Annotated in this window: 21 protein-coding genes, 1 tRNA gene and 2 pseudogenes; 11 read left to right on the top strand and 13 right to left on the bottom strand. The window is 70.5% G+C overall.

The window, feature by feature from the left end:
• Window positions 1-11 precede the first annotated feature (11 nt).
• Window positions 12-632: an ANTAR domain-containing response regulator gene (locus C3B71_RS06940; protein WP_073332465.1), complete on the bottom strand. Its 621-nt coding sequence runs from the start codon at window positions 630-632 to the stop codon at window positions 12-14.
• 66 nt (window positions 633-698) lie between these two features.
• On the opposite strand from C3B71_RS06940, the gene C3B71_RS06935 reads away from it, so the two are divergent.
• The 6 genes from C3B71_RS06935 to C3B71_RS06910 all read left to right on the top strand — a co-directional run bounded on the left by C3B71_RS06935 (window position 699) and on the right by C3B71_RS06910 (window position 5,306).
• Window positions 699-772, top strand: a tRNA-Leu gene (locus tag C3B71_RS06935).
• 179 nt (window positions 773-951) lie between these two features.
• Window positions 952-2,109, top strand: a complete 1,158-nt coding sequence (locus C3B71_RS06930; protein ID WP_073332467.1) for an ABC transporter substrate-binding protein — start codon at window positions 952-954, stop codon at window positions 2,107-2,109.
• Complete coding sequence (locus C3B71_RS06925) at window positions 2,090-3,151, top strand: FecCD family ABC transporter permease (protein ID WP_108966981.1); 1,062 nt, start codon at window positions 2,090-2,092, stop codon at window positions 3,149-3,151. Before C3B71_RS06930 ends, C3B71_RS06925 begins: the two co-directional genes overlap by 20 nt.
• Window positions 3,144-3,965: an ABC transporter ATP-binding protein gene (locus tag C3B71_RS06920; protein WP_199912590.1), complete on the top strand. Its 822-nt coding sequence runs from the start codon at window positions 3,144-3,146 to the stop codon at window positions 3,963-3,965. The genes C3B71_RS06925 and C3B71_RS06920 overlap by 8 nt, the downstream gene beginning before the upstream one ends.
• A gap of 55 nt (window positions 3,966-4,020) precedes the next feature.
• A complete protein-coding gene (locus tag C3B71_RS06915; protein WP_108966979.1) occupies window positions 4,021-4,674 on the top strand; it encodes a hypothetical protein in 654 nt (217 codons plus the stop codon).
• Window positions 4,671-5,306: a hypothetical protein gene (locus C3B71_RS06910; RefSeq protein ID WP_073332475.1), complete on the top strand. Its 636-nt coding sequence runs from the start codon at window positions 4,671-4,673 to the stop codon at window positions 5,304-5,306. The genes C3B71_RS06915 and C3B71_RS06910 overlap by 4 nt, the downstream gene beginning before the upstream one ends.
• A gap of 18 nt (window positions 5,307-5,324) precedes the next feature.
• Here the strand turns inward: C3B71_RS06910 and pyk are convergent, their stop codons facing one another.
• The 11 genes and pseudogenes from pyk to C3B71_RS06855 form a co-directional block, all read right to left on the bottom strand.
• Entirely contained in the window at window positions 5,325-6,755 is a 1,431-nt protein-coding gene (pyk, locus tag C3B71_RS06905; RefSeq protein ID WP_108966976.1) for a pyruvate kinase, read from the bottom strand.
• 26 nt (window positions 6,756-6,781) lie between these two features.
• Window positions 6,782-7,624, bottom strand: coding sequence for a prolipoprotein diacylglyceryl transferase (gene lgt / locus C3B71_RS06900; protein WP_108969654.1), 843 nt, complete (start codon window positions 7,622-7,624; stop codon window positions 6,782-6,784).
• A 30-nt stretch (window positions 7,625-7,654) separates the two neighbouring features.
• The gene (locus C3B71_RS06895) at window positions 7,655-8,479 is read right to left on the bottom strand and encodes an indole-3-glycerol phosphate synthase TrpC (protein ID WP_073332480.1); all 825 of its coding nucleotides are present in this window, start codon (window positions 8,477-8,479) and stop codon (window positions 7,655-7,657) included.
• 23 nt (window positions 8,480-8,502) lie between these two features.
• Window positions 8,503-8,946, bottom strand: a complete 444-nt coding sequence (gene hisI / locus C3B71_RS06890) for a phosphoribosyl-AMP cyclohydrolase (RefSeq protein ID WP_234416164.1) — start codon at window positions 8,944-8,946, stop codon at window positions 8,503-8,505.
• A gap of 44 nt (window positions 8,947-8,990) precedes the next feature.
• Complete coding sequence (gene hisF / locus C3B71_RS06885; protein ID WP_073332486.1) at window positions 8,991-9,761, bottom strand: imidazole glycerol phosphate synthase subunit HisF; 771 nt, start codon at window positions 9,759-9,761, stop codon at window positions 8,991-8,993.
• A gap of 2 nt (window positions 9,762-9,763) precedes the next feature.
• Window positions 9,764-11,080 carry a hypothetical protein gene (locus C3B71_RS06880; RefSeq protein ID WP_108966974.1) on the bottom strand — a complete coding sequence of 439 codons (1,317 nt, stop codon included), beginning with the start codon at window positions 11,078-11,080 and terminating at the stop codon, window positions 9,764-9,766.
• A complete protein-coding gene (pafA, locus tag C3B71_RS06875; RefSeq protein ID WP_234416162.1) occupies window positions 11,077-12,543 on the bottom strand; it encodes a Pup--protein ligase in 1,467 nt (488 codons plus the stop codon). Before pafA ends, C3B71_RS06880 begins: the two co-directional genes overlap by 4 nt.
• Window positions 12,540-12,722, bottom strand: coding sequence for a ubiquitin-like protein Pup (locus tag C3B71_RS06870; protein ID WP_108966969.1), 183 nt, complete (start codon window positions 12,720-12,722; stop codon window positions 12,540-12,542). Before C3B71_RS06870 ends, pafA begins: the two co-directional genes overlap by 4 nt.
• Window positions 12,719-14,455 (bottom strand): depupylase/deamidase Dop, encoded by a 1,737-nt coding sequence (gene dop, locus C3B71_RS06865; protein WP_108966967.1) that lies wholly within the window; start codon window positions 14,453-14,455, stop codon window positions 12,719-12,721. The genes C3B71_RS06870 and dop overlap by 4 nt, the downstream gene beginning before the upstream one ends.
• Entirely contained in the window at window positions 14,452-16,113 is a 1,662-nt protein-coding gene (arc, locus tag C3B71_RS06860) for a proteasome ATPase (protein WP_108966964.1), read from the bottom strand. The genes dop and arc overlap by 4 nt, the downstream gene beginning before the upstream one ends.
• A pseudogene (locus C3B71_RS06855) lies at window positions 16,106-17,172 on the bottom strand (tRNA (adenine-N1)-methyltransferase). The gene arc and the pseudogene C3B71_RS06855 overlap by 8 nt, the downstream one beginning before the upstream one ends.
• Before the next feature lie 158 nt (window positions 17,173-17,330).
• On the opposite strand from C3B71_RS06855, the gene C3B71_RS06850 reads away from it, so the two are divergent.
• Window positions 17,331-17,717 (top strand): hypothetical protein, encoded by a 387-nt coding sequence (locus tag C3B71_RS06850; protein WP_108966962.1) that lies wholly within the window; start codon window positions 17,331-17,333, stop codon window positions 17,715-17,717.
• Window positions 17,718-18,043: 326 nt separating this feature from the next.
• Window positions 18,044-18,514, top strand: coding sequence for a YjdF family protein (locus tag C3B71_RS06845; RefSeq protein WP_108966959.1), 471 nt, complete (start codon window positions 18,044-18,046; stop codon window positions 18,512-18,514).
• Window positions 18,515-18,555: 41 nt separating this feature from the next.
• Here C3B71_RS06845 and C3B71_RS06840 read toward each other — a convergent pair whose 3' ends face one another.
• A complete protein-coding gene (locus tag C3B71_RS06840; protein WP_108966956.1) occupies window positions 18,556-19,671 on the bottom strand; it encodes a site-2 protease family protein in 1,116 nt (371 codons plus the stop codon).
• Window positions 19,672-19,948: 277 nt separating this feature from the next.
• Here C3B71_RS06840 and C3B71_RS06835 point away from each other — a divergent pair, with 277 nt between their 5' ends.
• From C3B71_RS06835 to C3B71_RS06825, 3 genes and pseudogenes are all read left to right on the top strand, one after another.
• Entirely contained in the window at window positions 19,949-20,770 is an 822-nt protein-coding gene (locus C3B71_RS06835; RefSeq protein WP_073332747.1) for a RecB family exonuclease, read from the top strand.
• Window positions 20,771-21,239: 469 nt separating this feature from the next.
• Window positions 21,240-22,358, top strand: coding sequence for a YeeE/YedE family protein (locus C3B71_RS06830; RefSeq protein ID WP_108966954.1), 1,119 nt, complete (start codon window positions 21,240-21,242; stop codon window positions 22,356-22,358).
• A gap of 257 nt (window positions 22,359-22,615) precedes the next feature.
• Window positions 22,616-23,823 (top strand): annotated as a pseudogene (locus C3B71_RS06825) (IS110 family transposase).
• Window positions 23,824-23,849 lie beyond the last annotated feature (26 nt).

Below are 23,849 nucleotides of genomic sequence, written 5' to 3'. Positions count from 1 at the left end.
CGTGGCCGCGTTCAGGACTCCTTCTTGGCGCCCTTGGCGCCGCCGATCTGCTCGATCACGGCGTCGGCGACCTCACGCATGGTCAGGCGCCGGTTCATGGAGGTCTTCTGCAGCCAGCGGAAGGCCTCCGGTTCGCTCAGCCCCATCTGCTCCATGAGCAGGCCCTTGGCGCGATCCACGCGCTTGCGGGTCTCGAAGCGCTCCTGCAGATCGGAGATCTCCGCCTCCAGGGAGCGGATCTCGTCGTGGCGGGACATGGCGATCTCAATGGCGGGGATCAGTTCGGCCGGGGTGAAGGGCTTGACCACGTAGGCCATGGCACCGGCCGCACCGGCCCGCTCGACCAGCTCGGTCTGTGAGAAGGCCGTCAGCATCACGACGGCGCAGCCGTGCGCGTCGATGATGCGCTCGGCAGCCGTGATGCCGTCCAGCACGGGCATCTTCACGTCCATGACGCACAGGTCGGGCTCGTACTCGTCGGCGAGGCGAATCGCCTCCTCCCCGTTCGCGGCCTCGGCGACGACCTCGTAGCCGGCATCGGTCAGGGTCTCGACGATGTCCAGGCGGATGAGGGTCTCGTCCTCGGCGACAAGGACTCTGCGGGTTCGGGAAGTAGCGGACTCGTTGCTCACGGCTGAATCCTAGTATGCTCGACGACGTTGCGAGGCCCGCGCGCCGCCCCGCGTGCGAGCGAGCACGCCTCCGTAGCCCAATTGGCAGAGGCATCCGACTCAAAATCGGAGTGTTGTGGGTTCGAGTCCCACCGGAGGTACCGACGCGCCCACTGGCGCTACTGCTCCCACCGCGCCGCTACGCCCGGGCCCCCTCATTTAACTGACAGGTCGTCAATCGTTCACAAATCGATCACGACAATTTAGGGTAGGCAGCACTAATTAAACCGTCCCGGGGTATTACCTAGGGACGGGTCTCCCTCAGCCCTGAAGGAGCCTCATGCACGTGCATTCCTACCCACGGCGCACCGTGATGCGAGCGGCCGCCGGAATCACCGCGGCCCTGCCCGTCATCCTGGCCGTCGGCGCCTGTTCCTCCCGCTCCGGCCAGGACGTGGCCGCCGAGGACGGCGCCACCCTGGCCGAGCCGATCGTCATCACCGACCAGCGCGACAAGACCCACACCTTCACCCGGCCGATCACCAGTATCGTCACCACGGTCATCCCCTCGCCTTCGATCCTCACCGCGATCGACCAGAGCTACGACCGCATCGACGGGGTCAACGAGTCCACTGTCAAACGCGACCGGGGCTCGGTGTTCGAGACGATGTTCCCTGCGGCGGTCTCGAACAACACTGTCGCCAACTCGGACTTCATCCCGAATGTGGAGGAGATCACCCGCATCAACCCCGACGTGGTCATCCAGTGGGCCGATCAGGGAGACTCCTCCACCTACATCGATCCCATTGAGGCCGCCGGGTACCCAGTGATCGGCCTGCGTTACGGCACGCAGGAGTACCTGGAGCAGTGGATCCAAATGTTCGCGGCCCTGCTGCAACGCCGGGACCGCGGCCAGCAGATCCTCCAGCGCATGCATGACACCATCGCCTCATTGGAGGCCTTCGCCGCCAAGCAGGACGCCTCGCCCACGGTTCTGTTCCTGCGCTCGGCCGGTGACTCCGGCTACAACGCCGGCATGAGCTCCACCCGCGGTTATATGAACACCTGGATGACGCTGTGCGGGGCCACGAACGTCGGCGCCGACATCGACTACTCGACCTCCAATGCCACCAGCGTGGAGCAATTACTCACCTGGGATCCGGAGATCATCTTCGTCTCCTCCATGACGGCCCTGACACCGGCGGACTTGTACGCCGACTCCGCCCTGTCCGAGCTGCAGGCCGTCAAGAATCACAGGGTGTACGCGGTCCCCTCCGGAGGCTTCTGGTGGGATCCGCCCAGCGCCGAATCGCATCTGACGATGATGTGGGCGGCCCAGGTCGCCTACCCGGACACCGCCACCTACGACCTGCGCGAGCAGATACGGGAGAACTACGAATTCCTCTACGGCTACTCCCTTTCGGAGGACGAGATCGACCAGATCCTGCGATTCGATGACAACGCCGAGGCGCAGGGCTATGACCAGTTCTCCCGCTGAAGCCCCCTCCTCCGGGCGACACCGCTCGGGCATGCCCTGGCTGACCGTGGCCGTGATCGGGATGATCACGCTGGCTGTGTGCCTGCTGGCGCTGGCTGCGGGCCGCTTCAGCATCCCGGTGGTGGAGGTGGCACGCATGCTGCTCGGCCGCGTGTTCCCGTTGGAGCGCACCTGGTACGCCCAGGAGGCGAGCATCGTGTTCGAGGTGCGACTGCCGCGGGTAGTCCTGTCCTTCCTGGTCGGTGCGGCCCTGGCGACGGCGGGAGCCGTGCTGCAATCGGTGTTCCGCAACCCGCTGGTGAGCCCGCAGGTGCTCGGCGTTTCCGCCGGCGCCTCCTTTGGCGGTGTGCTGACCATGGTGCTCGGGCTCGGTTCCGCCTGGTTGGTGGGTGGGGCCTTCCTGTTCGGGCTCGGGGCACTCGGGTGTGTGATGGCCTTCAGCCGCATCGTCTCCAGCGCGCCGCTGCTGATGATCGTGCTCGGCGGCGTGGTCATCAGCGCTCTGTTCAGCGCATTGACCTCGCTACTCACCTATGTCGCCGACCCGTACCGGGACCTGCCCGCCATCACGTTCTGGTTGCTCGGCTCCCTGGCAACAGCCGGCTGGGGCAGCGTACTCACGGCCCTGCCACCGATCCTGCTGGGCGCACTCGCCGTCTTCCTGCTGCGCTGGCGGCTCAACATTCTGTCCCTCGGCGACGACGACGCCCGCGCCCTGGGTGTGCCTCCCGCTCCCTACCGCAATGCGGCGCTGCTGGCGGTGGCCCTGCTGACGGCCGCAGCCATCTCCGTCTCCGGCGTGATCGGCTGGGTCGGGCTGCTCGTACCGCATCTGGCGCGCCTGCTCGTGGGCAGCGACAACCGCGTACTGCTGCTCGCCTCCTTCCTGCTGGGCGGCGGCTATCTGACCGCGGTGGACACGCTGGCCCGCTCGATCGCCTCGGTCGAGGTGCCGCTGGGCATCCTCACCGCGATCATCGGCGCCCCATTCTTCGTGGTCCTGCTGGTGCGATTCAGAAGGCGGGTGTGGCTCAGTGACTAGCACAACCGGCACAGCAACAATCGAACCGGACTGCGCGAGGCACTCCACGACGGTGCTCGACGCCACCGGCCTCGGCTTCCGCTACGGACGCGGCGAGTGGATCTTCCGCGACGTCGACCTGCAGGTGGAGGCCGGGGAGGTACTGGCCGTACTGGGGCCGAATGCCCGCGGAAAGACCACACTGGTCACCTGCCTGGCCGGGTTGCGCAAGCCCACCAAGGGTGAGGTGATCCGGCGTGAGGTAGTCGGCTATGTCCCGCAGTCGCACGGCGCGGCGGCCGCCTTCTCCGTGCTCAACATGGTGTTGATGGGCCGGGCCCGATTCATACGCGCCTACGCCAGTCCGGGCCCCGCCGACCACGAGGCCGCCGCAGCGGCATTGGATCGCGTCGGCATCAGCCACCTGCGCGACCGCGACTACCAGGCCCTATCCGGCGGTGAACGGCAGCTGGTGCTCATCGCCCGCGCCCTGGCCACCGGCTGCCGGGCACTCGTCCTGGACGAGCCCGCCTCCGCCCTCGACCTGCGCAACCAGGCCCGCGTACTGGGCGTCCTGCACGCCCTGGCCGAGGACGGCATGGCCGTGGTGATGACCAGTCATCACCCGGAGCACGCCTTGCGGATCGCCGACCAGACCCTACTGATCGTGGACGCCGCTGACATTCGCGTCGGCGCCACCACCGAGCTGCTGACCGGCGCCACCCTCTCCTCCCTTTACGGCCTGCCGGTCGCCACCCCCGAAGTGAGCATCGGTGGTCTGTCGCAACGCGTCGTCGTCCCGGACTACGGCATACGTCGCCGTGATGCCGACTAGGCCGCCGACCGCCTACACACCATTGGAAGCAGGCAAGCAGAACGGAGAAACACTCATGGCACATGACGAACCGCTTTGGCTCGTGCCCGCGCCCGAAGGACACTCCCCCACCATGGGGGCCGCCGCCGTGCCGGACGGATTTCGCCCCCTCGATCCCTACGACCTGGATGCCGCAGCACTGGCGCATACGCCCGGCATTCTCGTCTCCGGCATGTGCGACCAGCGTCACCTCGCCCGCTGGCGCGAACAGTTCGATGCGTTCCTGCACGCCGGCGGCCGCATGCTGGTCAACGGCCACGTCGTCGACCCGTGGGTGACCGGCCTGCCCAGATGGCGGCTGTTGGAATATCACGGCCCACGCGACCTGGGTATCACCCGCCTGGCCTCGCATCCGGTGTGGGACGGCATCGACGTCGATGAGCTGCTGTACCGCTCCGGGCCGCATATTCCCCGCACCCGTGATTCCCTGGAACAGTTCGGCGTGGCCGGCTTCTACGGTCGGGGATACCTGCTGGACCTGCCTGAGGATGTGACAATCATTAACGGCCTGGGGCCGCTGCGCGCGCCGATCGACGTGGAGATGCCGGTCGGCGAAGGTCGCGTAGTCGTGCACGCCGGCCTGGACCTGGCCATCTTCGCCCGTACCCCGGGAACCACGCTGACTCGATTCACCGACAACATCCGCAACTGGCTCGGAGGTGCAGTATGAACCCCACACCCACCATCGGTTTCGCCCACACCGGAACCGGATCACAGCTCAAGACCCTTGCCGACCCGGCGCTGCGCCCCTACCGGCCGGCGGACCTGTACCTGCCCGACGCGTCGGCCGCCGACTTCGCCGATCTCGACGTCCTGCTCGTCGCGGACCGCTCCCACCCCCGGATGCTTATGCGGCACGCCGCCGCCATGCGGGACGTCGCTGAACGCGGCGGTACGCTGATCGTCTTCGGGGAGAATTCCGTTCACGAATGGCTGCCGGACCTGCGATGGCAACCCCGAGCCACCAACTTCTGGTGGTGGCGCACCGGGGAGGACTCCGGCATGCGGCGTCGCAGCTTGGAACACCCCATCTGGGAGTACCTGTCCAAGCGCGCCGTGATCTGGCACCACCACGGCATCTTCCGATTGCCCGACGGCGCGGTGCCGCTGGTGGCACTGGAGGAGGACGGCCTTGAGGCGGGCGTGACCACCTTCTTGGACGAGTCCAGTACACCGGGCGCGATCCTGATTACAACCATGGACCCCTGCTATCACCACGGGGCGGGCTTCATGCCCGGCGCCACGCAACTGCTCTACTGCGTGCTGCGGTGGGCCGATGCCCGGTCCATCCGCGCAGCGTAACCGCACCGGGTCCGGCGTTCACACCCGGTAGTCGCTGCGCTCGCCCACCGTGTGGACGCGGATGGAGTTGGTGGAGCCGGGCGTGCCCGGCGGCATGCCGGCGACGATGATCACCTCGTCGCCCGGCTTGGCCAGGTGCTTGGCCTGCAGCACCTCATCCACCTGATCGACCATGTCGTCGGTGTGCTTTACCTCGGGCACCTCGTAGGTCTGCACGCCCCAGGAGACCGACAGCTGGTTGCGGGTGGAGCGCAGTGGCGTGAAGGCCAGCAGCGGGATGGTTGAACGCAGGCGGGACAGGCGGCGGGCGGTGTCACCGGACTGGGTGAAGGTCACCAGGTAGGTGGCGTCCAACTGCTCGCCCATCTCGGCGGCCGCCCGGGTGATGGCGCCGCCGCGGGTCTGCGGGTAGGAGCCCAGCGGGGCGATGCGCTCGCCGCCGTTCTCCTCCACGTTCTCGATGATGTTGGCCATGGTGCGCACGGCCTCGATCGGGTAGGCGCCCACGGAGGTCTCCCCGGAGAGCATGACGGCGTCGGCGCCGTCGAGAATCGCGTTGGCGCAGTCGGAGGCCTCGGCGCGGGTGGGGCGCGGGTTCTGGATCATCGACTCCAGCACCTGGGTGGCCACGATCACCGGCTTCGCGGCGCGCCGGGCCAGCTCGATGGCGCGCTTCTGTACCAGCGGCACAGCCTCCAGGGGCATCTCCACACCGAGGTCACCACGGGCCACCATGATGCCGTCGAAGGCGGAGACAATGTCCATCAGGTTCTCCACCGCCTGCGGCTTCTCGATCTTGGCGATCACCGGTATGCGCACGCCGACCTCGTCCATGATCTCGTGGACGTCCTTGATGTCCTCGGCGTTGCGCACGAAGGACAGGGCGATCAGGTCGGCGCCGATCTTGAGCGCCCAGCGCAGGTCCTCGCGGTCCTTCTCACTCAGAGCGGGCACGGACACGGCCACACCCGGCAGGTTGATGCCCTTGTGGTTGGACACGTACCCGGGCACCTCCACGCGGGTGACGACGTCGGTGTCGGTGACGGCGGTGACGCGGACGGCCACGTTGCCGTCGTCGATCAGCAGCCGGTCGCCAGGGCGGCAGTCACCGGGCAGGCCCTTGAAGGTGGTGGAGACGCGCTTGACGGTGCCCAGGACGTCGTCGGTGGTGATGGTGAACTCGTCGCCCTTGTTGAGCATGACCTTCTGGTCGTCCACGAAGTTGCCCAGGCGGATCTTCGGGCCCTGCAGGTCCACCAGGATCGCGACGGCGCGTCCCGAGGCCTCGGCGGCCGCGCGCACGCGGGCGATGACCTCCTCCTGGTCCTCGGCACGGCCGTGGGAACGGTTGATGCGGCATACGTTCATGCCGGCGTCGACGAGCGCCTGCACCTGCTCGGGTGAGTCGGTGGCGGGCCCCAGGGTGCATACGATCTTCGCTCTGCGCATGGGGCAAGCCTAAATGACTCTCGCTCCTACGACGAACCTCCCACGCGAGACACTTCGTCGCTGAGCGGTCGACGCGAAGTCACGATGAAGCAGACCAGTCCCACCAGGAAGATCAGGATGGAGGTCCACACGTTCAACCGCAGGCCGGCGATCAGCTGCGCCTCGTCGATGCGCAGGCACTCGATCCACACGCGGCCGGCCGTGTACACCATCACGTAGGCCCACAGCAGCCGCCCGCCCACGGCGCCGTCACGCTGCCGCAGCCTCCGCTCCAACCAAACCAGGAAGACGGCGCCGGCCAGGTTCCACAGCGCCTCGTACAGGAAGGTGGGGTGGAACAGGGTGTCGGAGGCATAGCCCGCCGGCAGATGCGCGTCGTCGATGCGCAGCCCCCACGGCAGGGTGGTCGGGGAGCCGAACAGCTCCTGGTTGAACCAGTTGCCCAGCCGGCCGATGGCCTGGGCCACCAGCAGTGTGGGGGCGACGGCGTCGGCGAACGGCGCCCACCGCAGCCCCCGGCGGTGCACCATCCAGGCGGCGGCCAGCGCGCCGAAGAAGATGCCGCCCCACACGCCCAGGCCGCCGCGCCAGATCTGCGGGATCAGCGCCGGGTTGCCGTACGCGCCGAAGTAGGCGTCCGGGGAGGTGACCACGTGGTACAGGCGGGCGCCGACGATGCCGGCCGGAACCGCCAGCAGGGCGACGTCCAGCACCTGGTCGGCTGCCCCGCCGACGGCGCGGTAGCGGCGGTCGCCCCACCACACGGAAACGAACACGCCGGCGAGGATGCACAGGGCGTAGGCGCGCAGGGGGAACGGTCCGAGATACCACACCCCGCGGGCGGGGCTGGGGATGGCGGCCGCGAGCATGGCGGCGGGGCTGAGCAGGGCTACGGGCACTTACGGCGCCTCTCGGTGGGTGGCGGGAAACAATGCCGGGTGGCTGCCGGCGGCAACCAGCTCGGCCACGAACTGTTGGGGGTCGGCGGAGCGGATGACGGCCTCGCCGACCAGTACGACGTCGGCGCCGGCGCGCGCATAGCTCATGACGTCGTGGGGGCCGCGCACGCCGCCGGTGGCGATCCGAGTAATGCCCGCGGGCAGCACCTCGGCAACTCGCTCGAAGCGGGAGCGGTCCACCTTGCGGGTCTCCGGGTCGCGGGCGTCGACGGCGATGAGGCGGGCGCCGGACTGTGCGGCGGTGATGGCCTCGGCCCGCGAGTGAGCCTCGACAACGGCCACCATGCCCAGGGAGTGGGTGCGCTCGATCAGGGACTCAAGGATCAGGGGCTGCAGGCGGGCGTCGAGCATGAGCAGGTCGGCGCCGTGGGCGCGGGCCTCATGCACCTGGTAGGGGGTGACCACGACGTCGTTGACCAGCACGGGCACGTCCACGGCGGCGCGCACGGCATCCAGGTCGGCCAGCCGACCGTGGGAGCGGGCGGGCTCGGTGACCACGGAAACGCAGGCGGCCCCGCCGGCGGCGTAGAAGCCGGCCAGAATGGCCACATCCCCGACGCCGGACAGGTCCGCGAAGGTGGCAGTGGCGCGCTTGACCTCGGCTATCACCGAGACGGCCCGGCCCTCACCGTGCAGGGCGGCGACGGCGTCGCGGCAGGCGGGGGCGGCGCGCACGGCCTCCTTGAGCTGCGCCAGCGGGACGCGTCGTTCGCGCTGCGCCACGCAGGCGCGGGCCGTGGCGGCGAGCTCCTCGAAGGTGTTCACCGTCGGTCACCCCCTTACGTTTCTCAACCCTCATGGTTACCGGACGGGGCCGTACAGGCAAATCCGTCCCGGCTGGAGGGACGCTCCCCCACCACCGCGCCCAGGTCCCCGCCGGCCTGGAAGCAGGTGCGCGTGCCGGTGTGGCAGGCGGCCCCCACCTGGTCGACTTCAACCAGCAGGGCGTCGCCGTCGCAGTCCAGGGAGACGGCCTTGACGTACTGGTAATGGCCGGAGGTATCGCCCTTACGCCAGTACTCCTGGCGGGAGCGCGACCAGTAGGTCACGCGCCCCTCACTCAGGGTGCGGCGCAGGGCCTCATCGTTCATCCAGCCCACCATGAGCACCTCGCGGGTGTCGTACTGCTGGACGACGGCGGCCACCAGGCCGTTCGCGTCTCGCTTCAGGCGTGCGGCCAGTTCGGACGGCAGCGGGGAGGGCTCATTGGCCACGGCGTGGGACTCGGTCACGGGTGCCATTGTGGCACCCCTCCGGCGGGCTCCGGTGCCGCCGCTCAACGCACGGGGTGGCCGGCGGCGCGCAGCGCCTCCTTGGCCTGCCCGATGGTCATGGTGCCGTAGTGGAAGACGCTGGCGGCCAGCACGGCGTCCGCACCGTGGTCGGCGGCGGCCGCGAAGTCCTCGGGCCGCCCGGCACCTCCGGAGGCGATCAGCGGAATCCGCACCGCCCGGCGCACGTCATCGAGCATCTCCAGGTCGAAGCCGCCGGTGACGCCGTCGGCATCCATGGAGTTCAGCAGGATCTCGCCGGCACCGAGCTCGGCCGCGCGGGCCGCCCACTGCACCGCGTCGATGCCGGTGGAGCGAGTGCCGCCGTGAGTGGTGACCTCGTAGCCGGAGGGGGTGCTCACGCCGGGCGGGCAACGGCGGGCGTCCACCGACAGGACCACCACCTGGTTGCCGAAGCGGGAGGCGACCTCCGTCAGCAGCTCGGGACGGGCGATGGCGGCGGTATTGATGCCGACCTTGTCGGCGCCGGCCCGCAGCAGCCGGTCGACGTCGTCCACGCTGCGCACGCCGCCGCCGACGGTCAGCGGCACGAACACCTGCTCGGCGGTGTCGGCCACGACCTGCAACATGGTGGCGCGCCCCTCGGCTGAGGCCGACACGTCCAGGAAGGTGATCTCGTCGGCACCCTGGGCGTCGTAGCGGGCGGCGAGCTCCACCGGGTCGCCGGCGTCACGCAGGCCGGTGAAGTTCACGCCCTTGACCACGCGGCCGTCCTTGACGTCCAGGCACGGGATCACACGTACGGCAACACTCATGTCTACTGCTCCTCCTTGCCGGCGGCCGCGCCGGCGGGTGCGGCCGCGGCGGGTTGTGCCGCGCCGGAACTCGGGGTTACGCGTACCACGCCGTCGGTGGTGGGCGTGGCCTGCGGGCTGGGGACGGCGGTGGCGTCGGTGAGAGTGCCGTCGGCTACGACGGCGAGGATGTCGATGACCACGGCCAGGGCGTCGTCGCCGGCGGCCTGGTCCGCCGGCAGCACCAGCACGATGCGACTGCCAACGGTGGCATCCACCAGCTGTTGAGCAAGGCCGGACATGGTGTCGGACATGTCGATGATGCCGGGGACGGTGGTGGCGCCGTAGCTGGAGGTGCGCAGGCTGTTGTCGGACCAGTTGGCGAAGGCGTAGCGGGCGATGATGACGTCGCCGGAGTTGATCTGCTGCCCGGTGCCGGCCACCAGCACACTCGCGGCGGCACGAGTGGGGGCGTCCAGGTCCTGCACGGACAGGGAGACGGTGCCGTCGTCGGCGAAGGCGACGGTGGGCATGCCCGCGGCGGGGGCTCGCTCCTCGCCGGACGCGGTGGTGGGCAGCACGTCGACGACGGTGATCTCGGTGGCCACGGCGCCGTCGTCCGCGGAGACGGGGGCGCGCAGCACCAGGCGGGAGCCCTCGGTGGCGCCGGTGACCGTATCGGCCAGGACGTCGCCGAGAGAGGCGGCGTCGACGGTGCCGCGGTAGATGCGCACGCCGGTGGAGGTGCCGGTGGTGTTTTCACCGCTGGTCCCGGAGAAGGTGGAGACGGACAGCAGCACGGCGTCGCCGGTGGCGAGGATGCGGCCGTCCCCGGTGATCAGCGTGTCGGTGGTGACGGCGGTGGCGGGGGCCAGGGGGGCGAGCAGGGAGACGACGGGGACGGCGCCGACCCGGCCGGCGACCTCCAGCACCGCCTCGATGGGTGCGTCGGCGGCGGTCGGCTGCCCGGTGGCGACGATTGTCGGGGTGTCGCCGTGGCCGAGGCGGGAGACGACGACGGGCACCAGCACGATGGCGGCCACGACGATGGCCGCCAGCACGACGGCGGCGTGTCCACGGGGACGGGGGCGGCCCAGGGCGGCACCGATGGCGCGCTGAGCACCGGTGATGGCCGGCGGCTCCTCGGGCTCCGGCTCGGGCTCCGGCGGCGGAGGTGGAGCGGGCACGGCGGGCGCATTGCCCTCACGCTCGCGGGCACGTTCCCTTTCCCGCTCGCGGGCACGTTCCCTTTCCCGCTCGCGCAGCTGGCGGCGGGTCAAGGGCTTGCCGTCCGGCCCGAGGGCCGGCAGCGGCGTGGTGTCGTCGGCGTGAGAAGTCATGGGCTGGTAACGAGTATGCCAGAGCGCGGCGGCTCGGGCTCGTCCATGGCGGCCAGCAGCGCATCCACCCGCGCGTCCACGGCGGCGAAGGGATCGCGCAGGGCGACGGGGCGGGTGTGTCCGTCGTCGAGCTTGAGGTTGACCCAGTCCACCGACAGGTCGCGGCGCAGCTCCTCGGCACGGGCCACGGCGGTGCCCCGCAGGTGCGCGCGGGTGGTGGCCGGCGGCGTGTCGACGGCGGCACGGCAGGCGGGCTCGTCCACGATGCGCTTGAGCAGTCCGGCGGTCTCCAGACGCAGGCGCAGTCCGTCGGTCGGGTCGACGTCGTGGTAGGCCAGGGCCAGGCGGGCCACGCGCGGATCGTCCAGACCGGTGCCGGCGCGCTGCGCGTAGCGGGTCAGCAGCTGCTGCTTGGCGGCCCAGTCCAGTTCGGTCGCCACCAGCGCCGGGTTGCCGGTGCGCACGGCCTCCAGGCCGCGCTCCCACAGCTCCAGCACGCACCGATGTGCGTCGGTCAGGTCCAGTTCGGCGTCGACGTGGGTGCGCACGCGCTCCAAGTGCTCGGACTGCAGCTCGACGGGGGTGATGGTGCGTCCGTCCGCCAGCTCGAGCAGCACGGTGCCGGTCAGGTCGTGGCAGGTGTCGCGGATGGCCCGCATGGGGTTGGCCAGGCGCAGGTCGGACAGGTCGCCGCCGGCCTCCAGGTGGTCCAGGAGCAGGTCCATGGCCCCGACCTTGAGCAGGGTGGAGCCCTGGGCGATGTTGGAGTCCCCCACGATCACGTGCATGCGCCGGTACTTCTCGGCGTCCGCATGCGGCTCGTCGCGGGTGTTGATGAGCGGACGGGAGCGGGTGGTGGCGGAGGAGACGGCGTCCTCCATCTGGTCGGCGCGCTGGGAGAAGACGTAGCGGGCGGGGCGCTTCCCGGCCGGGTCGGTGAGGATGTGGCCGGCACCGACCAGGATCTGCCGGGTGACCAGGTGGGGTACCAGGGTGCGGGCGTCGTTCCAGAAATCGCCGCGGCGGCGCACCAGGTAGTTCTCATGGCAGCCGAAGCCGGCGCCCTCGGCGTCGAGGTTGTTCTTGAGCAGGTGGATGCGGCCGGGCACGTCCTGGGCGGCCAGGCGCGCGTTCGCCTGCGCGGCCAGATCGGCCATGGTCAGCTCACCGGCCCGGTCCTGGGCGAGCAGGTCCGTGAGGCTGTCGCATTCGGCGGTGGCGAACTCGGGATGGGAGCCGACGTCCAGGTACAGGCGGGCGCCGCCGCGGGTGAACACGTTGGAGGAGCGGCCGCGGGCGATCAGGGGGGCGAACAGCTCCCGGGCGGCATGGTCGGCGTCCAGCGGCGGCGGGCCGCCGGCCGTGGAGGCGCAGGTGATGCCGTACTCGGTTTCGACGCCGATGATCCGCCTGGCGGGGGCGCGCCGGGCGGTGGGGGCGGCCGGGGAGGCCGTCACTCTCACTGCCCGCCCTTCTGTACGAAGCCCTGGACGAAGGCGGCGGCGTTGGTCTCCAGGACGGCGTCGATCTCGTCGAGGATGTCGTCAACACCGGCGGTCTGCGTCTGGCCGGAGCCGGCGGCCGGCGCCGGGTCGGGGGCGGCGGGCTCGGGAGTGGGTTGGATCTGCTCGTTGAGGCTCATGCGCGTGACTGACTTCCTGATTCTTCCGGTTCCGCGGGGGTGACGGCGTCTTGGACGGCGCCCAGGATACGTGCCGACTCGGCTTCCGATACCGCCACGGCGTCGGGCAGTGGCAGGCGCAGCAGCTGCGCGCGCCCGGGCACGTCCAGCACCAGGCTGGTCCAGGAGGCGGCGACGACGGCGGCGTGGTTGGCCACCGCAGTGCCACGGACGGCGGCGCGCGTGCCGGCGGGCGGCCGGTCGGCGGCGGCCTCCACCTCGGCGTCGGTGACCAGGCGGCGGGTGTGGCCGGCGGCAATGAGCTTCTCGGCCAGCCCGCGGCCGGCACGCAGGTCGGCCCACTGAATGTCGGCGGCGGCCAGACGCGGGTCGTCCCAGCCGGTGTCGGCTCGCTCGCGTAGGCGCTCGCACAGCTGCAGTTTGGCGACCCATTCGACCAGCTGTGCGGCCCGAGCGGTGGCCTGTGGCTGGGCGGGGGTGCCGTGAGCGGCGGCGTAGGCGTCCAGCGCCTCCAGGGTCTCGTCCCATAGGGCTAGCGCCTGGGCGGTTTCGGCGCCGACGTGTTCGGCGTCGATGCCGCCGTAGTCCTCCTCCAGGGCGGCGGTGATGGCCTGCAGGTGGGCGCGCTGGATCTCCAGTGCGGTCAGGCGGCCGCGGGCGGTGGCGAGCGCGTAGGTGAGCGTCGGGTCGTGGGACATGGCCCAGTGCTCCTCCACCGGGTCGGCGGTGATGCGCAGGTCGGCCAGCGCCCCCAGGCCCTGGCCGCGGTCGTGGGCGCGCTCCAGGTACCACAGCAGCAGGTCGGTGCTGGCGACCTTCAGATAGGTGGGCACGTCGAAGCGGTTGGCGTCCCCGTTGATCACGTGCAGGCGCCGGAAGCGGGCGGCGTCGGCGTGCGGCTCGTCGCGGGTGTTGACGATGGGACGATTGAAGGTGGTTTGCAGGGCGATGTCGGTGCCCACGTAGTCGGCGCGCTGGCTGATCTGGAAGCCGGGGCGTTCGCTGCGCTGCCCGATGCCCACCCGGCCGGCCCCGGCGAATACGGGTCGGGTCACCAGGAAGGGGATCAGGGCGGCGGCCAGCGTGTCGAAGGGCAGGTCCCGGCGCACCAGGTAGTTCTCGTGGGAGCCGTACGCGGCGCCCTTGCCGTCGACGTTGTTCTTGTACAGAACCACCTCGGCGGGGGTGTCCTGCGACAGTCCCGTGTCTCCGGCACCCCGGGCCAGCGCCGTCATGGCGCGGCGGGCGATCACCTCCCCGGCCCGGTCCCACACCAGGGCGTCGTGGGGAGTGAGTACCTCCGGGGAGGAGTACTCGGGGTGGGCGTGGTCCACGTATAGGCGGGCGCCGTTGGCGAGCACCGCGGTGGTGGCCTGCGGCAGGGCGGCCTCGGCGGCGCTGGGACGCGGGCGCGTGCCCCATGGGGCCGGCGGGACGTCGCCGGAGGGCGCGGGGCGGTCGGGGTCGTCGGTCAGTTGGCTGGGGTGGGCGGCGGCCCGCTCCAGGCGGCCGCCGCGCAGGTCGGCGAGCGGGTCCTCCCCCTCGTAGTCCCAGCGGACGGCCTGCCGCGTGCCGGCATCGGGGCGGGCGGCCGCCCCATAGGCGGACACGATGCGGCTGGCCATGACCACCGCGTTGGCGTAGGGGTTGCCCGGCTCAAGCACCCCGAATTCGGTCTCCAGGCCGACGGGGCGCCGTACCGGGGTGAACTGGCTGGGCTCGGGCACGCTCATGCGTTCTCCTGTCGGTTTGTGGCGGTCGTGTCAGTCAGGCGGCGCACCGCGCGCACCATCTCACCGCGGTGGCCGACGACGCGGGCCGCCGCCTCGGGGGCGGTGGCGGCGGTGATCTCCTCGTTCTGCTGGGCCTCGACGGCGACCGCCGCGCGCAGCCGCTCGGTGGACAAGCCGCCGTCCCCGCCGGCCAGCTCGTCCTTGATGGCGGCGGTCTTGGCGCGGGCGACCACGGCGGCGAGCATCGCGCCGGAGACGAAGTCGGCCAGGTACAGGGTCTCGCGCCGCCCGGAGACGTAGGTCAACTCCAGCACCGCCCGCTCGGGGATGCGTGCGTACAGGTCGGCGACGACGACGCGGCGCATGGCCGCCGCGGCGGCCTCCCGGTCGCCTCCGGCCGCAGCCAGTTCCGCCGGATCCAGGGGCAGGTCGGCCCGCAGGTGCTTGCCGAGGATCTCCTGCGCCCCGACGGCGTCGGGGCGGTCGATGCGGATCTTCACGTCGAAGCGGCCGGGCCGCAGGATCGCCGGATCGATCATGTCCTCCCGGTTGGAGGCGCCGATGATGACCACATTGTTCAGCGACTCGACGCCGTCGATCTCGGTGAGTACCTGCGGCACGATCATGGTCTCCACGTCGGAGGAGACACCGCTGCCACGGGTGCGGAACAGGGCCTCCATCTCATCGAAGAAGATCACCACGGGCCGGTCCTCGGCGGCGACCTTGCGGGCCTGGTCGAAGATGGCGCGGATCTGCCGTTCGGTCTCGCCCACGAACTTGCTCAGCAGCTCCGGGCCCTTGATGTTCAGGAAGGCGGCGTCGTGGACGCCGGCACCCGTCGAGCGGGCCAGGGAGGTGGCGACCGCCTTGGCGATCAGGGTCTTGCCGCAGCCGGGCGGACCATACAGGAGCATGCCCTTGGGGGCCTGCAGCCCGTAGGCGCGGTACAGCTCGGGATGCGCGAAGGGCAGTTCGAGGGAGTCGCGGATCTGCTGAATCTGCGGGCCCAGGCCGCCGATGTCGTCCCAGGACACGTCCGGGGTTTCGGCGACGACCAGCTGCTGGACGCTGGTGCGGGCGATGCGGGCGGTTACCAGGTCCGCGCGCAGGTCGGCGGCGAGCGTGTCGCCGGGCCGCAGCGCGTCGGCGTCGAGGTGCCCGGCCAGCCGCACCACGCGGGTGGCGCCGGAACCGGTCGTGACCAGGGCGCGGGCCGCGGGCACCGCGGTGCGCTCATCGGCCGCCGCGGCGTCGTCGCCGTCGGCCAGCACCTCGTCCAGGGTGACGGCCTCACCGGTGTCGGGCGCGGGCAGGGCGTCGACCACCAGCATCTGGTCGTTGACGGCCACGCGCTGTCCCACCCGCAGGTCGGCCGCCTGCAGATCGGGGTGAAGTCCCAGCCGCAGGTGACGTCCGCCCAGGGATACGTCGGCCTCGGCGGGGCCGGGCAGGCCCGTGAGCAGGCCGAGCGTGACGGGCGGGCGGGTGACGGCGTCGAGCTGGGTGCCGAGCTCGGCGATGCGTTCGCGGGCGGCGTTCAGGGCCGTTGCGAGGCGCTCGTTCTTGGCGGACAGGCTGATGGCCTCGGCGCGGGCCTCACGCAGCTGGTGGCTGGTGAAGTCGCGCGCCGGCATGCCCAGGGGTTGGGAGTCACTCATGTTCCGGCTCCTGTGGTTCGGGCAGGCCCGGCTGAACCGGGGTCGCGTCCTCGGGCTGCTTGGCCCGGCAGTCGCGCAGCACGCGGCGGACCTTGCGGTCGGTGCTGGTGCGCTCCCCCACGTCCTCGATGGTCCAGTAGCCGGCGTCGTCGTAGGCGCCGCGGGCGGGCGGGCGTTTACGGGTCAGTGGGGCGGAGTCGGCGGCGAGGCGGCGAGCGGAGATCAGGAAGCCGGTGTGGGCGACCATGCGGTGGTCGGGACGCACGGCCAGGCCGTCGACGTGCCAATTGCGTACCGCCGACTCCCAGGACTCGGGCTCGGTGAAGCGCCTGGACTGGCGCAGTGCCTCCACGGTGCGCGACAGCTGCGGGACCGTGGCGACATAGGCGAGGAACACGCCGCCGGGCACCAGCGCGCGGGCGGCGGCGTCGACGTTCTCCCAGGGGCGAGCATGTCCAGCACCACCCGGTCCACACTCGCCTCGGCGACGTGGGCGGCAACCACGTCGGCGAAGTCACCGGTGCGCAGCTCCCAGGCGGGGTGGTGGCGGCCGAACCAGGCGTCGACGTTGGAGGCGGCAATCGCCGCGAAGTCATGTCGCCGCTCAATGGACAGCAGGTGGCCGCCCTCCCCGATCGCGGACAGCAGGCTCATGGTCAGGGCACCGGAGCCCACCCCCGCCTCCAACACCCGGGCACCGGGAAAAATGTCCGCGAAGGCAATGATCTGGCCGGCGTCCTTGGTGTAGATGACCTGGGCGCCACGCGGCATGGACAGCACGTAGTCCGCCAGCAGCGGTCGCAGCAGCAGCAGCTCATGCCCGGACTCGGTGGTGATCACCGTGCCCTCATCGCGGCCGACCACGTCCCGGTGGTAGAAGCTGCCGCGCTGGGACTGGAAGTAGCCGCCGGGGTCGAGCACGAAGGTGTGCTTGCGGCCCTTGGAGTCGGTGACCTGCACGCGTTCGCCGTAGCGGAGGGGGCCGCGGCGCCCGGCCTGCCCCAGTACCTGCTGGGTGGCTACGCGCGGCTGCGCGGCGGGAGTGGTCTGCTCGCTCATCGGGCCCGAGTCTAGTGATCCCCGGGTACGTCGGCGTTATGTGACGCTGGCACGGTCGGCGCGGTCGGCAGCGTATGCGGACCGCGCGGGCGGAACCGCCGCAGTCCGTCAGCCCTCGGCGGCAGTTGACCTGGCAGACATCAGTATATAATCCCGTTATGTCTTACGATGTCTTCGCTGTCGGAATCCACGAGGGCGGTTCGCGCTCGGGCGGAGGTGCCGCCGCCCGGGCAGTACTTCAGCCCTTCATTGAGCGAGACGAGCCCGAATTCCATTTCCTGTTCATAAGAACGCGCGATGGTGGGGCGGATGTCTATCTCAGCGAGGACTCCATGATGTTCAACCATTTCGAAGGAGATCGCACCTGCGACCTGCTGGTAGCAGCCGCGCGGGCGGCCGACTGGGTCATATTTCCCCCGGGTTGCCCTACCTGCATCACCAACGAGAGCCAAAGAGAGCATCTGCCGCCCGGATTCACTGAGCATGTCAGGTACGTCAGAACCGGCCAAGACCTAATGGATGCGATTGCCATCGACATACTGTGACAGGCGCAGCCGCCACCGTACCCCGGAGCTACGCCGTGCACCGGTGAGCATCTTTGGCGTTTGTCACCGATTCTGACGTTTTCCGATCGCCTCGTGCCCGCACCTCGCCTCACCATCTATGCTGTTCTCGGCGTCCCAACCGCGGGCGCCGACCCGGTTGCACGAATTGCACGGTCCGGAGGAAGTCCGGATGGCGCCGCTCCCCGAGGGGAAAGCACAATCAGGCGCTCGTCACCGCGGTCCTGCGGAAATTCGGGCACGTGCCCGGCCGCGGGCCAAGGACTCCAGTTGCACCGGGTGCGTTTTTCGCACCCGTAGGAGTCCTCATGCCGCATACACCGCCGACGTCTGTTCCGCCCACAGTGCCCAATACCTCAGCGGAGAGCAGCGTCTACTTCGACGGCCAGTTCTGGGTGCTGGTCCTGACCATCACTTCCGGCGGCCGCGTGTACGCCGCCCGCCAGATACTCGGCGCCCTGCCCAGCGACGCCGAGCTGTACGCGTGGCTACTGGCCCACGGCGGACAGCTGATCGACGCCGCACTTGCCGGTCCCGGAGTGCAATCCACCTCCCGGGGCGGGCCGCAGCGCGTCAATCCCAAACGCGCCGCTCGCCAGGCGGCCAAGCAGGCGGCCCAACACGCGCCCTCGACGGCCTCGCAGGAGGCCTTGGCACGCGCCCGAGAACAGCAGGCCGCCACGCGAGCGCAGGCGTCGACCGCCGCACGACGTCGCCGTGAACAGGAGCGCTATGAGCAACGCCGGATTCGGGCTAAACGCCGCCACCGGGGTCACTGACCTCCGGTTTGCTCCGGCAAGTGGGCCACGACCGCGTCGAGTCAGCGGGCGCCGGTGGGGACGGTGCCGGTGACGCGCCCGCCCTCCACCAGCACCAGCCACCGGGAGACCGTGCGCGCCCGCGCCAGGGCGTCGGCGGCCGGTTGCCCGGTCATCTGGGTGGTGACCGCGGCCGCCGGCAGCACGGTGCATACCTGGCCGACAGTGACGGCGGTGGCGTCGGGCAGGCCGGATCGCTCCAGCTCGGCCAGGGCGGGACCGTCCAGCGTGCCCAGAATCCGCGCGCCGTCGGCCACGAGCACCAGCCCCGCTCCGGCGTCGAGCTGCTCACGCGCAGCGACCAGAGGTGTTTCGGCGCCGACGACGGCGACCGGCCGGGCCAGGGCGCGCAGGTCGAGCCGGGCGGCGGCGCGGGTGCCCCGCCCCAGGCCGAGCACCCGCCAGGAGGTGGTGGCGATGGGCCAGGCGACCATAACTGCCAGGATCAGGCTGAAGGAGTCGGGCCGTGCGCCGGCCAGCAGCGGCGCCAGCACCCAGCGCCAGGCGATACCGACCACGACGGCAAGCCCGCCGACGGCGGCCACCCGCTGGCCCATTCGACGCCGGCCGCTCAGCTGCTCGACCAGTGCGGCCAGCGCATGGCCGCCGTCGAGTGGCAGCCCCGGCAGGGCATTGAAGACGCCCAGGGCGAGGTTGACCCAGGTCAGTGCCCACGCCGCCACGTAAACGGGTGCGGAGGAGGCCCGATCCAGCAGGCCGTGCCCGACGGCCCACAGGGCCAGGTTCACGGCCGGCCCGGCCAGGGAGGTGAGCACGTCCTTCCAGGGGCGCCACCGGGACGACGGGCCGAAGCTGGTGCGTCCGCCCCACAGGTACAGCTCGTAGCGCACCGGCCTGCGCCCCAGCAGCGCACCGACCGCCCCATGGGCGAACTCGTGACACATCACACTCACCCCCACGCCCAGCACCGTGGCCGCCACCGTTCCGACCACGATGGCGGGGCTATATCCGGCCAGTGCAGAGGACACCAGCGGATACCAGCTCCCGGCGATGAGCAGGCCCAGCAGCAGCGAGGTGGGGGCGACCACCACGGGGGCACCACCGAGCGTGAACAGCGTCCAGGAGTCCGAACGGCGTCGGGCAGCAGATGCAGTCATGCCCCGACCCTAGCGGCGGTGCCTATGGGAGCACCGCCGCCGTCCACAGGACCCGCCCGGAGCAGGGCGTCACGTCGACCTGTGGATGCACGGGCTGCTCGCCAACATTGATGTCGGCCGACGGCGGTAGGTTCGCACCGTGAGTGAGCAACCAGACCGCCCCGACGCAACCCCCGCTGCCGCACCCGCCGAAACGCCCGCCGCGGGTCCCGCCGTCGGCGTGCGCCCCACGGGCCCCGGCGGGAGCGGCCGCCGCCGCGGTTCGGGGCGTACGGCGCTGTCGCCGTCGCGGGCGAAGGACTTCATGCAGTGCCCGCTGCTGTTCCGCCTGCGCACCGTGGACCGCCTCCCGGAGCCCGGCTCCCTGGCCACCCACAAGGGCACGCTCGTACATGCGATTCTGGAGCGCCTGTACGACCTGCCGGCCCGCGAGCGCACCCGCGAGGCCGCCCTGGACATGCTGCCCGGACAGTGGGAGACGCACCGGGAGAAGCATCCGGAGGTCATGACCCTGTTCCCGGACTCCGCCGCGATCGATCCCTGGCTGGACGAGGCCAGGACGCTGATCAGCGCCTACTTCCAGCTGGAGAACCCCACGCGTCTGGAGCCGGCCGAGCGGGAGCTGTTCGTGCAGACCGAGACGCGCGACGGGCTGCTGCTGCGCGGTTTCGTCGACCGCCTGGACGTGGCCCCGGGCGGCGCCATGCGGGTAGTCGACTACAAGACCGGCCGCTCCCCCAGCCCGCGCTTCCAGGAGGATGCGCTGTTCCAGATGCGCTTTTACGCCCTGGTGCTCTGGCGGCTGCGCGGGCGGGCTCCGGCGCGCTTGCAGATCGTCTATCTCAAGGACGGCCGCACCCTCACCCACGATCCGCGCCTGCCGGAGCTGGAGGCGACCGAGACCAAGCTCGCCCACATCTGGGACGAGGTGGAGGACTGTGCCGCCGCCGGCGAGTTCGCCCCGCGCCGCTCCCGCCTGTGCGACTGGTGCGCCTACCAGGCCCAGTGCCCGCTGTTCGGCGGGACCACCCCCGAGCTGCCCGCCGACGGCGTCGCGCGGCTGCTCACCGCCCGGCGCGCGCCTACAGCCCGAGCCTGATCCGGCCCCGCGTCTCACAAAGTGGTATCCCCTTGGCATGAGGCCACCGCCCGCGCCTACGATTCCGGCCACCGCTGCCGACCTCAGTCGGTGACGGTCATCAACCCCTCCCCTGCACGGAAGAAAGCACTCATGAGCTCCCAGATCGCAGCCCGCAACCTTCGCGCCCGGCGCGGAGCGTGTTGCTGCATGCTCGACCTGGCCAGGGCTCACTGAGGCAGCAGCACCCAAATACAGCACACTCGAGCGAGTACGTAACCCTGCTTCTTCCCCCGGCCCACCGGCGCAACGGCACGCGCCGGTAGGCATCCCTGGCCAGGCCAAAGCCCAACCCCCATCACAGTCGCGGGTGGGCCACGCCTGTGGCCGACGGCGTCATCGCGCCGAAGCAGTCGCCCCACCTGCGTCCTTGACCACAGATTGCAGGCCGCTCTCCCAGCGGCCCGGACAGTCGGACAAAGGACCTCCATTGATATTCACCGGACTACTCGTCGGCGGCGTGCTCGGACTCGTCCTCCAACGCGGCCGCTTCTGCATCACCGGCGCCTTCCGAGACCTTTGGGTCTCCGGATCCTGGCGGTGGATGACCGCCTTCCTGCTGGCCATCGCCGTCCAGGCCGTCGGCGTCACCCTGCTTACGGCTACCGGCGCCATCACCCCCGAGGTGCCCACGCTGTCGGTCGTAGCGACAGCGGTCGGCTCTCTACTGTTCGGCGTCGGCATTGTGCTGGCCGGGGGCTGCGCCACCGGCACCTACTACCGCGCCGGAGAGGGCCTGGTGGGGTCCTGGTTCGCGCTCATCGCCTATGCCGGCACGGCGGCGGCTTCGAAGACCGGCGTGCTCGCCCCGGTGACCAACTGGATCAAGGGCCTGTGGACCACGCAGCTGACCACGATTCCCGCCGCCTTCGGGCTACCCGACTGGGTCGGCGTGCTCGCACTGGTGGCGGCAGTCGCTCTTCTGGTGCGTTGGCAGCTCCGGCTTGCGGCGGACCGGCCCGCCGTACTACAGCTGGCTCCCCAGCGCACGGGTCTGAACCACCTGCTGTTCGAACGCGCTTGGAACCCGCTGGTGACCGGCGTGCTCGTCGGACTCGTGGCGATCATCGCTTGGCCGACCTCGTGGGCCAGCGGCCGCCACGACGGGCTGGGAATCACCACGCCGTCGTCGAACCTGGTCGGCTGGTTGGTGACCGGGGATGCCGACCGGCTCGACTGGGGCGTGCTGCTGGTGCTCGGCATCCTCCTCGGCTCCCATCTCAGCGCCCGCGCCTCGGGCGAGTTCCGCGTCCGCGTACCCTCCGCCACCGTCATTCGCCGTTCGATCGCCGGTGGGCTGCTCATGGGCGTGGGCGCGGCCTGGGCCGGCGGCTGCTCCATTGGCAACGCCCTGGTGCAGACCTCCCTGCTGTCCTGGCAGGGCTGGACCGCGCTCGTCTTCCAGGTGCTGGGCGTGGGCACCGCCGCGTACGTCACCCTTATCCGCCCGCGCAATCAGCGGCGTGCCGCGCGCGCAGCAGCGGCCTCCGCCGCCTCCTCCGAGCGCCTGGGTGAGTCCGAGGCGGCAGGCGCACTCGCGAGCCGCTGACCACGACCCGTTACCTTGTTTGTGGTCGCCGGTGAAGGAGTGCCGGTGGCTGGGCCAGCCGCTGTGGGCACGGGTGTCTTGCCCCTGTCGTTTGATGATCCGGGGGGTGTTGTCACCCATGGTGGCGGGCGGATGGTGATCGCTGATTAGGGGAACGGACCAAGGCGCCTTAGCCTTAGAGTCCTTTCGTAACGTGGGTGCGGGGCCGTCTGCCTGACAGGCTGACCCACCAACGCACGAGAGAGGCACGCGGGAAGATGGATATCGAGGATGTGGAGGTCTTCATCGGTATTGACGTGGGCAAGGCCGAGCACTGGGCCACGGCCCTGACCGGCGACGGGAAGAAGCTGTTCGACAAGGCCCTACCCAACAGCGAGGACCGGCTGCGCGAGGTCTACGAGCAGCTGATGGAGCACGGCCGGCTCCTGGTAGTGGTGGACCAGCCCGCCACCATCGGCGCCCTGGCGGTGGCGGTGGCCCAGGACATGGGCATAACTGTGGGCTACCTGCCCGGCCTGTCGATGCGCCGTATCGCGGACCTGACCCCGGGCAGTGCCAAGACCGACGCGAAGGACGCCGCGGTGATCGCCGACGCCGCCCGCACCATGCCCCACACGCTCAGGTCCATCAGCACTTCGGACGAGGACGCGGCCGCGTTGAGCATGCTCACCGGCTTTGACCTGGACCTGGCCCGCCAGGTCAACCAGACCGCAAACCGTATCCGGGGCCTGTACACCCAGATCCACCCTGCCCTCGAGACTGTGCTGGGCAAGTGGCTCGAACACGACAGCGTGCTGGAGGTGATCGCCGCCTGGCCCACCCCCGCCCGCCTGCGCAAGGCCGGGCGAGCCCGGATCGACGCCAAGCTCAAATCCAACGGGTGCAGACGCCATGCCGCCTGGGCGCAGGCCATCACCGACGCCCTGGGCAAGCAGACCGTCGTGGTCGCTGGTACCGACGCGGCCGGGGTGGTGCTGCCCCACCTGGCCCGCCAGCTCATCGCCCTGCACGCCCAACGCGACGATGTCGCCGCCCAGGCCAGTGGCCCTGGCGGGTGGCCCACCCTCTTTACCCGGTCCTGACCTCCATGCCCGGGGTGGGGGTCCCGGCCGCCGCTGTGTTCCTGGCCGAAACCGCGGGCAGAACATTCCCCACCGGCGCCCACCTGGCCTCATACGCCGGCCTGACACCAGTCACCCGGCGGTCCGGGTCCTCCATACGCGGCGAGTACGTCTCCCACGCGGGCAACAAGCGCCTCAAACGCGCCATGTTCCTGTCAGCCTTCGCATCCCTCAGATCCGACCCCGCATCCCGGGCCTACTACGAACGCAAACGCGCCCAGGGCAAGCGCCACAACCAAGCCGTACTCGCCCTCGCCCACCGCCGCATCCTCACCCTATACGCCATGATCCGCCACGGCTCCCTCTACGACCCACCAGCCCAACAACTACCCACCGCCGCTTGACAAACCACATAGGGGCACCCCCCCGT

The organism is Actinomyces sp. Z16 (genome assembly GCF_003111765.1).
GTDB lineage: Bacteria > Actinomycetota > Actinomycetes > Actinomycetales > Actinomycetaceae > Actinomyces > Actinomyces glycerinitolerans.
This window is presented reverse-complemented; position numbering and strand designations above follow the sequence as displayed.

What these genes read in the sequence shown, in the direction of transcription:
- C3B71_RS06870 (WP_108966969.1), bottom strand. Translation starts at nt 12,722, where the DNA reads ATGAGCCTCAACGAGCAGATCCAACCCACTCCCGAGCCCGCCGCCCCC.
- C3B71_RS06880 (WP_108966974.1), bottom strand. Translation starts at nt 11,080, where the DNA reads ATGACTTCTCACGCCGACGACACCACGCCGCTGCCGGCCCTCGGGCCG.
- arc (WP_108966964.1), bottom strand. Translation starts at nt 16,113, where the DNA reads ATGAGTGACTCCCAACCCCTGGGCATGCCGGCGCGCGACTTCACCAGC.
- C3B71_RS06840 (WP_108966956.1), bottom strand. Translation starts at nt 19,671, where the DNA reads ATGACTGCATCTGCTGCCCGACGCCGTTCGGACTCCTGGACGCTGTTC.
- C3B71_RS06850 (WP_108966962.1), top strand. Translation starts at nt 17,331, where the DNA reads ATGTCTTACGATGTCTTCGCTGTCGGAATCCACGAGGGCGGTTCGCGC.
- C3B71_RS06915 (WP_108966979.1), top strand. Translation starts at nt 4,021, where the DNA reads ATGGCACATGACGAACCGCTTTGGCTCGTGCCCGCGCCCGAAGGACAC.
- pyk (WP_108966976.1), bottom strand. Translation starts at nt 6,755, where the DNA reads ATGCGCAGAGCGAAGATCGTATGCACCCTGGGGCCCGCCACCGACTCA.
- C3B71_RS06930 (WP_073332467.1), top strand. Translation starts at nt 952, where the DNA reads ATGCACGTGCATTCCTACCCACGGCGCACCGTGATGCGAGCGGCCGCC.
- C3B71_RS06925 (WP_108966981.1), top strand. Translation starts at nt 2,090, where the DNA reads ATGACCAGTTCTCCCGCTGAAGCCCCCTCCTCCGGGCGACACCGCTCG.
- C3B71_RS06845 (WP_108966959.1), top strand. Translation starts at nt 18,044, where the DNA reads ATGCCGCATACACCGCCGACGTCTGTTCCGCCCACAGTGCCCAATACC.
- lgt (WP_108969654.1), bottom strand. Translation starts at nt 7,624, where the DNA reads ATGCTCGCGGCCGCCATCCCCAGCCCCGCCCGCGGGGTGTGGTATCTC.
- C3B71_RS06910 (WP_073332475.1), top strand. Translation starts at nt 4,671, where the DNA reads ATGAACCCCACACCCACCATCGGTTTCGCCCACACCGGAACCGGATCA.
- dop (WP_108966967.1), bottom strand. Translation starts at nt 14,455, where the DNA reads ATGAGCGTGCCCGAGCCCAGCCAGTTCACCCCGGTACGGCGCCCCGTC.
- hisF (WP_073332486.1), bottom strand. Translation starts at nt 9,761, where the DNA reads ATGAGTGTTGCCGTACGTGTGATCCCGTGCCTGGACGTCAAGGACGGC.